7 protein-coding genes are annotated in these 9,218 nt (G+C 54.2%); 5 read left to right on the plus strand and 2 right to left on the minus strand.

Annotated elements, in window-relative coordinates; translation table 11 throughout:
• Positions 1-146 precede the first annotated feature (146 nt).
• From ACI9KD_RS16095 to ACI9KD_RS16105, 3 genes are all read left to right on the plus strand, one after another.
• The gene (locus ACI9KD_RS16095) at positions 147-1,184 is read left to right on the plus strand and encodes a cupin-like domain-containing protein (protein ID WP_414982192.1); all 1,038 of its coding nucleotides are present in this window, start codon (positions 147-149) and stop codon (positions 1,182-1,184) included.
• 59 nt (positions 1,185-1,243) lie between these two features.
• Positions 1,244-2,788, plus strand: coding sequence for a tryptophan halogenase family protein (locus ACI9KD_RS16100; RefSeq protein ID WP_414982193.1), 1,545 nt, complete (start codon positions 1,244-1,246; stop codon positions 2,786-2,788).
• A 262-nt stretch (positions 2,789-3,050) separates the two neighbouring features.
• The gene (locus tag ACI9KD_RS16105; protein WP_414982194.1) at positions 3,051-3,791 is read left to right on the plus strand and encodes a DUF599 domain-containing protein; all 741 of its coding nucleotides are present in this window, start codon (positions 3,051-3,053) and stop codon (positions 3,789-3,791) included.
• 56 nt (positions 3,792-3,847) lie between these two features.
• On the opposite strand, the gene ACI9KD_RS16110 is transcribed toward ACI9KD_RS16105, so the two are convergent.
• Positions 3,848-5,980, minus strand: coding sequence for an acylase (locus ACI9KD_RS16110; protein WP_414982195.1), 2,133 nt, complete (start codon positions 5,978-5,980; stop codon positions 3,848-3,850).
• Positions 5,981-6,202: 222 nt separating this feature from the next.
• Between ACI9KD_RS16110 and ACI9KD_RS16115 the strand changes: the two genes are divergently transcribed.
• Both ACI9KD_RS16115 and ACI9KD_RS16120 read left to right on the plus strand, forming a co-directional pair.
• Positions 6,203-6,829: a hypothetical protein gene (locus ACI9KD_RS16115; RefSeq protein ID WP_414982196.1), complete on the plus strand. Its 627-nt coding sequence runs from the start codon at positions 6,203-6,205 to the stop codon at positions 6,827-6,829.
• Between the two features lie 71 nt (positions 6,830-6,900).
• The gene (locus ACI9KD_RS16120; RefSeq protein ID WP_414982197.1) at positions 6,901-7,935 is read left to right on the plus strand and encodes a glutathione S-transferase family protein; all 1,035 of its coding nucleotides are present in this window, start codon (positions 6,901-6,903) and stop codon (positions 7,933-7,935) included.
• A 14-nt stretch (positions 7,936-7,949) separates the two neighbouring features.
• On the opposite strand, the gene ACI9KD_RS16125 is transcribed toward ACI9KD_RS16120, so the two are convergent.
• Positions 7,950-9,218: saccharopine dehydrogenase family protein (locus ACI9KD_RS16125; RefSeq protein WP_414982198.1), on the minus strand; the 1,269-nt coding region annotated here is incomplete at its 5' end.

Genomic DNA, 9,218 nt, shown 5'->3' on the forward strand with positions numbered 1-9,218 from the left:
CTTGAACGAACTGGACGATGCGGTGGTCGCATCGCTGCACAAAGCCGGGCACATGCAATCCATTTTTATGATTATGGCGTCGCACTCGCACTTTCGCGCGATGATTGATCGTCGCAACGCGCAGCTCCCGGAGTCGGCGGCCAATCTTGGCTGACACAATGGAGACTCGTTTATTCCCCCAAAGCGCTGCTGTGAGCGCGTCCAGCGCAGCGGAGATAGAAGATCTTCCGGTGTTCCTCGACGCGTTGAGCGAGCCCCACGTGATCCGTGGTTTGGTCAGTGACTGGCCGCTCGTCGAATACGGCCAGCGATCTCGAAAGGATCTCGGCGAATATCTCCTGCGTTGTTACAGCGGAGCCCCGCTCATTGCGTCGTCGGGATCTCCGGCCATAAAGGGGCGCATCGGCTACAACGACGCTTTTACCGGTTTTAACTGCGAACGCTCGCATATGCAGTTGGAGCAGTTTCTCGCAGGAATAGAGTCCTGTGCAGGCCAGGACGAGCCTTCCACTCTGTATGTAGGGTCGAGCTTGTTAGATCACTGGTTTCCAGGTGTTGCGGCAGAGAACGTAATCGCGCCGAGTGCGATGAAACCTTTAGCGAGTTTATGGCTTGGGAATCGCGTGGTGGTTTCGGCACATTTTGATTTCCCCGACAATCTGGCCTGTTGTGTCGCAGGGCGTCGTCGCTTCACCCTGTTCCCCCCTGAGCAGCTGGAGAATTTGTACGTGGGGCCCTGGGATGTGACGCCTGCGGGGCAACCGATTAGTCTGGTAGATATGCGCAGTCCGGACCTAGAGCGTTTTCCGCGGTTCGCTCATGCAATGGCGGCCGCCCGAGAAGTGATTCTCGAGCCCGGCGATGCCCTGTTTATTCCCAGTATGTGGTGGCATCACGTAGAAGGGCTGGATGATCTTAATGTTTTGCTGAACTACTGGTGGCGAAACACGCCCGCCTACATGGGTACGCCCATGAATGTACTCAAGCATGCGTTTCTTACGATCCGAAGCCTGCCAGTGGAGCAACGGCAGGCTTGGCGAGACATCTTCGACTACTATATCTTCGAGGCTTCGGATGAGGCGGTCGCACATATTCCTGAGCAAGGGCGCGGCATGCATGGGCCCATTGATGAGAATCGCAGTCGAGCGTTGCGGGCAGAGCTTTTAAACGTGCTCAATAGATAATCGGGCATGCGTACTACGAGTCGAGATAATAAATACCTAAGTGATAAAGGGCAGCTGAAATGAATAACACCATTAAGAAGGTGGTTGTCGCTGGTGGGGGAACCGCTGGATGGATGGCTGCCGCGTCGTTGTCCAAGCTCATTGGTAACAATATAGAAGTCACACTGATTGAGTCGGACGAAATTCCTACGGTAGGTGTGGGCGAGGCGACGATTCCTCCGCTGATTTTGTTGCATCAGTTGCTTGATATGGATGAGAAGGCGTTCATGAAAGCGGTGCACGGGACCTTTAAGTTGGGTATTTCCTTCGAAAACTGGCGGAACGTCAATGAAGATTACATTCATTCATTTGGCTATACGGGTAAGGACTGCTGGGCGGCGAACTTCCTGCATTTCTGGTTGAAGGGTCGCAAGGAAGGTATTAGTAAGGATTATGGTGTTTACTGCGCTGAGTTGATTGCGGCACAGCAGAACAAGTTTGCCGTTTTACAAAGCGGCGCGCTCAATTACGCGTACCACATTGATGCTGGCCGCTACGCGGTTTTGTTGCGTAAGATTGCTGAGGAAAACGGTACCACTCGCCAAGAGGGGCGTATCGAAAGTGTCGCGACCAATGAGCACAACGGGTATATCGAGTCGGTAACGCTGGCATCTGGCCAGTGTATTGAGGGCGACCTGTTTATCGACTGCACGGGCTTTAGGGGCTTGCTCATAGAGCAAGCGCTGCATACCGGTTACGACGATTGGAGTCATTGGCTGCCCTGCGATAGTGCTGTTGCTGTGCAGACACGTTCTGTAGGGCCGCCGATTCCCTACACCCGCTCAATTGCCCGGGACGCAGGCTGGCAATGGCGCATACCTTTGCAATCGCGCGTCGGCAATGGTCTGGTGTTCTGCAGCCGTTACATGTCTGATGACGAGGCGATTCAGACTATTTTGAACAATGTTGAGGGCGAAACCATCAATGACCCTCGCGTCATCAAGTTCCGTACGGGTCAACGCCGTAAGCATTGGAATAAGAACTGCGTCGCCATGGGGCTTGCTAGTGGGTTTATTGAGCCGCTGGAGTCAACGAGTATTCACCTGATCCAGAAGGCCGTGACTCGCCTTATCCAGAACTTTCCGTTTGCCGGCATTCACGAATCAGAAGTCAAAGAATTCAATACGCAGATGAACGCGGATACAGAGAACATTCGAGACTTCATCATCCTCCACTACCACGTGACAAATCGCGAAGACACGCGTTTCTGGCGGCACTGCAAGAATATGAGCATCCCTGATTCCTTACAGCATCGCATCGATCTGTTTAAAGAAACCGGGCGTGTTTTTAAATCTCCTAATGATCTGTTTGTGGAGAACTCGTGGATACAGGTGATGCTGGGGCAGGGCTTGATGCCCAAGCAGTACCACACCATTGTTGATGAGATGAGCGATGAGGAGTTGAGGAAGTTTATGCTGGGCGCTGAAACAGCGGTCCAGCGGACGGTGAGTCAGTTGCCTAGCCATCAGGCTTTTATTGATCACTACTGTAAAGCTGATGTTGGCGCAGCAGGGGAGCGCGCTATGCCGCTTAAGCCCAAGGGCAGCGTTAGCGCAGCCTCCTGAGCGGTGGACTGGAGCGTCCAGAGCGACACATTATTTTTGCCAAATTTGCGGAATGTACTCGTTTCATAGAAAGCGTGTTTCGCCAGGTTTTTTCGGGGTCAATGTGTTTTGTCTTGAAGGCTTTGATCAAGCGGGTATTCCAGTGCGAGAGACGGGTGGAGTCACAACGAGCTGAGTCCTCGAAAAGCCTTTGATACAGCCTTAAGGCTATCTTCGGTACACTCGACAATCAGACTTCGTTCCATCAAGGCTTTGGATTTTTGTGCAGATTCCCTTTGACCCTTTAGAGATCGCAGCGCTTGCCTACTTTTTACTTCTTTGGGTGGGGTACGCGCGCTACGCTAAGTATCGCGCCAAAAAAGGTGGCGGTGCTTCTTTGTCGCGCTCGCTCCGAGATCATCGCGAGGCTTGGGCGCGTCGGCTATTGAGTCGGGAGATGCGTATGACCGATGCGTCACTCCTTGCTAGTCAGGAGCGTGTTGTGGGCTTCTTCGCGTCTGCGACTTTGCTGTTGATGGCAGGCGTACTCACCGCGCTAACCACAAGCGACCAAATCGCCGAACTCAGTTCTCATATTCCCTTTGCAGAACATCAGACCAATGGACAGGTCGAGGCGAAACTTGCGTTGTTGTTAATCATCCTGGTGTACGCGTTTTTCAAAGTAACCTGGAGCCTGCGGCAGTACGGTTTTGCGGCGGTGGTTATGGGAGGAGCCCCCGATGCTGGTGAACACGTCCCGCCACGGCAGCAACAGGCCTTTGCCTGTAATTTGGCAAAGCTCATGGACTCTGCGGGCCATGACAACAACTCCGGTCTTCGGGCGTACTACTTCGGTTTGTCTATCATGTGTTGGTTGTTTGGTACCGTGCCATTTCTAGTCGCTACGACGACGACGGTGCTTGTACTCTATCGTCGAGAGTTCGTGTCAAACACCGTAGATGCCATCAAGCAGGCTTTGGTGCTCCCTGCTACAGATGTCGAGAGTGATTCATCCGGTAAGTAGTCATGATAGGCCGACGCTAGAAGCTGCGCTGCGCCCGCGAGGGCATTCCAGATACATTAAGGCCGATAATCGCGACTTGCATGGGCGAGTACATCCTCTAGATCCAGTCGCACGGGCCGGTCTTGTTGCTCGACAAATAGCGGCGCTTGATCAGCATAGTGTGGCGATGACGCGTCCAAAGTGGCGCTGCCGAAATTGTGGATCGAGCGGGAGCTGACCTTGCCGTTCTTGTCCCACTCTACGAACATGATGTAACTATCGCCGGCAACATTATGGCGGGAACCGCCCTCTGGATTGTCGTCGGTATAGACAGCCCGAAGAATGTCGGGGCCTCCATCAAGGGGCCAGCTATCTGCGCCTCTGTGGTGGCGCATAACATCCCCATAAAGCGGATCAATGCGAGAAAACCGTGTTTTTAGATACTCCTCGGTTTTCTGAAGTTCCTGCGCGATATCTACCTCGTCCCGTGTGTGCCGACTATCAATGAGGGGTGTGAGCGTCAGCACGGCGAGGGCGGCGGCTCGGTTGTTACGCCCAGTACTCAGATCCCAGGATGCCAGCAGGTCAAAAGCGGCATGCAGTGAAGTGGGTAGGTTCTGCTTCCCGTCGGCTAGAAAGGCTTTTAGCTGGATTACAGCGTCGAGGTCTTCGTCGTAGAAAAGATCATACTTGATGCGATAAAGGTCATCCGCGCTGATTTTGCCTGCGGAGCTCAAAAGACGTTTTAGGCGCAGCGCACGATTTGTCACTCCTGTCTCAATGCCCATGGTGGGGGAATAATCTTCTGGCTGTGGCTGACCGGGACCCACAGAGGATAGGTAAGGGCTGTTGTTGGCATTAAAGACAAAACCGCTGTCTGGGTTGCGGGTGGCCGGTATGTCACTAAAGGGACGGTAGGCGTCCCAAATGAGTTGCGATACATCGCCGGGTAGATCTTTTTGCCAGTCCCAGCCTTCCACCCGCTTGGGAAACATGGCGTTGTAATAATGGGCGATATTGCCCTTGGCATCGGCATAAACCTGATTGATGGAGGGTTGGCTGCCTATGGCCAATGCAGCTTCGAATTCCGCCATGGAACTCGCTTTGTTAAGCGCCAGGTACTGATCCAGTGTTCGGATCTCTCCCATGCCCGCCCAGCGGATTGCAAAGGTCCCATGCGCCAGTTTGAGTGCCGGGCCATGGCGCGAAAAATACAGGGGCTCACTGAATGTCCACCGTAGAGGCCCCAATAGACGCACAAGAATTTCGGCTGACCGGGTTTCAAAATCCACCCACTGCCCATCCAAAAGATACTGATTGTCGTCTTCTGGGTTAAGGGTGAGTTGATAGACGTCAACCAGGTCCGGCTTGTTTACCGTGCTCGACCAGCCCAAATGGCGATTGTGGCCATGGAGGATCACTGGCGATCCGGGGAAGGTCGCTCCCGCCATATCCCAGCCTTCCTCGGAATGGAGCCGCGCTTCGTACCAGGCTACGGGGCCTGTGAGCGGTTGATGGGAGTTGATCAATAGACGGGTCTTACCGTCGCTGGATTTGTGAGGTGCGATGGCCACACCCTGGCTACCGCGTTCCGGTTGGCGCTTGTCGGTGAAGGTCAGGGCGGTATCGCCCTGGAGGGCAAGTTCTCGAGGTGTCTCGTCAAACAAGGCAGATAATGTTGCGTCAAAGCCATAAAACAACGGTAGCTTGAAGGTGAATCCGGCGATAAGGTCCTTGCCACTCACTGGGAGTGTAAAGTCCTCGACGAGATCCGGGTTCTGGGCGCCGTAGAGGTTGATTCCATCGGCGTATGCTTGGGCGATGTCACGAGCTTCTTGGCTCAGTTCAGTGTCATAGCCTGCGTGCACCGCTTCCCATACACCCATTAGTCGAATGAGGTAGTCGGTCTTGGCAGCCTTAGGGCCTCGTACCGCAGCAAGCTGTCCCCGGGTTGCCAGTACAACTTCCTGAACCGTGGCGAAGTCGTCTTCAGCTTGGGCATAAGCGAGTCCAAATGCGGTATCTGCGTCACGCTTGCCATAGACGTGAGGCACACCAAACTCATCTCGTATTATTCGCACATCGTACTTTCCCCCAAGTTGAAGTAACTGACTCAACTCTACGTTTGGGGGGGCAGTACTGATGATGTTCGCGAGCGCAGCAAAGGCAACTACGAGGCTCGTAAACACGATGATGCGGAACTTGCTCATTCTGTTCTCCACGATGCATCGGCCCAATGAAAGCCAATATCGCTGGTCTAAAGTTCAGTCGAGATACTACAGCAGAAGGCTAGAAACGCGGCTAGAAGGCAGCTTTTAGTGGGCGACCGAGGCGGGCTCGATTTGATGGATTAGGCGCGGCATCCAATTTGATTGGATTCAATAATTCTGCATATACTGTGCCAATATATAATTGGTGGCGGGTGAAGACGCATGACTATGAGTGTTTGGGGGGGCGCCTTGGCGATCTATATGCTGTTTCGGCTTTGGTACGATGGTTTTCAAAAGCCACTCAAACAAGAGGAGGTGGAGAGTTTTGTGGAGCTCGCGACAGCTCGCGCAGACAAGGGAGCTCAAGCGTCTGATCTAGAGGGCCTACGCAAATTCCTTGAAGAAGACGATGGCAAAGAATTCATTATGGTTAACTTGCTGCGGTTTAACACGGCACCGATCAGTGACCCCGATACCGGCGAGGCAACGACGGGCCAGATACTTCTCGGGAAATACTTCAAGCCGTTCATGGGGCGGATGCTTCGCCGTGCTGGTCATCCTGTCATCACAGGACAGGTGAAGGGTGGCTATCTCGATGAATGGAATACAGCAGCGAATCCAGGCTGGCATGGAGCGGGACTTGTGCGTTATCGATCCAGACGAGATGCCATGGAGTTGTCCCTGGCCAATGCTGACTTTGATGAGCTACACAAGTACAAGGTCGCTGCATTGGCACAAACTTTTGCCGTTCCGACTCAAAGGAAAATGGGTTTTTATGCATCGCCACGCCTCAGCGTAGCGTTAATCCTGGCGCTAGCTGCCGCGCTTATTCAGTTGGTGTTGCGCTAAACAGGTTGTAGGAATGCAGTCCAAAAGGGCCCTGACTTAAAGGGCCGGTAAATCAATCAAGGCAACTGTTCATGAATTTTCAAGATCCCATTCAATTGATCGGCGCCACGGCTTCGCCCTACACCCAGAAGATGCTCGCGTTGTTGCGCTACCGGCGTATACCTTACACCGTGACCTGGGGTGACCCAGCCAAAGTTTGTGAAGCGCTGGGGATAGAGCCCCCGAAGCCCGCTCTTCTGCCCACATTTCTTGTGAAAAACGATGCTGTAGTGTCTGCGATATGTGATTCCACACCGATCATACGACATCTTGAAGACGCTCACCGAGAGCGCTCTGTGCTGCCGGCCGACCCCGCCCTGGCATTTATCGATTACCTCATTGAAGATTTTGCGGATGAGTGGTGCACCAAGTACATGTTTCATTATCGCTGGCACTTTGCTGAGGATGCGGATAAGGCGGGAACCATCCTGCCTTTAGCTATGGAGACCTCGATCTCCGAAGAAAGTATTGCGACCTTCAAGAAATTCTTTTCCGAGAGACAGATAGGTCGACTGTTTGTCGTCGGGTCCAACGACACCACGGCTCCAGTGATCGACGCGAGCTACCGTCGCTTCTTGACGGCGATGGAACATCATTTGGCCCAGCAGCCCTTTATGCTGGGTAATCGCCCCGCGGCGGGTGACTTTGGTTTGCAGGGACAGCTGTCGCAGCTGGTAGGTTTTGATCCAACACCGCGTGGGATCACCCATGAGGTCTCCCCTCGAACCGTTGCCTGGGTGGATCGGATGTACGACTTGAGCGGTCTCGCGCCCACCGACAGCGACTGGGTGAACCTTGAGGACCAGGCCAGCAGTTTGCGAGAGCTGATGCAGGAGATTGGCCGGGTCTACGTACCTGCGCAGCTAGCGAACGCTAAGGCGGTGCTGGGTGGCGACAAAGAATGGAGCTGCGATATCGAGGGTGCTCCCTGGACACAAAGAACATTTGCCTATCAGGCCAAGTGCCTGCAATGGACCAAGGCGCGCTATGCGGCCCTAAGCCAGAACGACCGCAATCGTGTCGACGATTTCTTGTGCGGGACCGGCGTAGAGACGATGTTGTCCTGACGGAGCTGACAAGATCAGGCGATCTCAAAGCGCATAAATCGGCCATCATCGGCTTCAGACAGCCTTTCCACGAGTGCGTCACCCAATGCCGTAGCAGGTGTTAAGACGCCCGCTTCGTCGGGCTTCGTATCGTGATCATGCATAAGGCAAAGAGCAACTTCACCGAGCATCTTGGACGTAGCGCCGTAGCCGGGATCGCCTTTGCCTGCGATGGTTACCTTGCATAGGGTTGTTGATCCGGCCCGGGCATGCACTTCGACTGTGAATTGCCCTTGAGTCAGCATCCACTTTGGGGGCCCCTGACCTGACTTAGGTTTGAAATTAATGGGGTCCCCCAAGGGGAATCCCAGTCCTCGGCTGCTGTACAACCAGGCGACGCGGGCCCACATGCCGGGTGAGCAGCATTCACGGTAGCTTACGGTATCTGCTTGCCCGAAAAGTGCCAGTGATCGTCGCACAACGGGTGCATTAATCTGCCCCATGAAAAACGGCAAAAGTCTGCCTAGGCCAGATACACGCTGGTAACGAAAACCCTTAGGCATCCCGTCAAGTGTCGCCACAGCTGAGTCAGCGCCGGTGGTATTGGGTGCAAGCACGTAGGGGTCATGCAAGGCCTCAGCGGTCAGTCGACCACTTTTTATAGCGGCTTGGCGAGCGCGTCCCGAAGCAAGAGTCCCGCCAGAAAACGATCCGCTGTACTCCGTGTAGACAGCTGTGAGTTGTATGGGGTCGGTGGCGCTAAGAGACGCTTCACAGTGTTGTAAGGCGAGATAAGCCCCTAGATCACTGGGGATGGAGTCCACACCTCCGCCCAATACTATTTTAGCGCCGCTCTCAATCGCCGTTTCGTGATACCCGTCGATCATCTCGCGCTGCCAAAATCCCTCACCAGATAGGTCGGAGTAATGAACCCCGAGGCGAGCACAGGCACTGAGCAAGGCCTCGCCGTTATAGCTTGAATAAGGGCCGGCAGTGGTGATCACCACTCGAGTGGAGCGAACCATTGCTTCGACCGCTGCTTCGTCGTCCAGAGCGCAAACAACAACCTCGACATGCTCACTCTCCAAGGAACTGTGTACCTCGGCGAGGACCGCCGCGTTACGTCCGGCAATGGCCCAGCGCTTTCCCGTCAGGTCCGGATGACCGGACAGGTATGCAGCGGTGAGCTTGCCGGTGAATCCGGTGGCTCCATACAGGAGGATGTCGTACTTAGGTGTTCCAGGCATTTCGGCTTTCCTTAGCTGCGTAGGTTTTTGGCGATACCACTGAGCGTCTTTGCAAGA

The sequence above is a fragment of the Congregibacter sp. genome (assembly GCF_047617445.1).
Classification (GTDB): Bacteria; Pseudomonadota; Gammaproteobacteria; order Pseudomonadales; family Halieaceae; genus Congregibacter.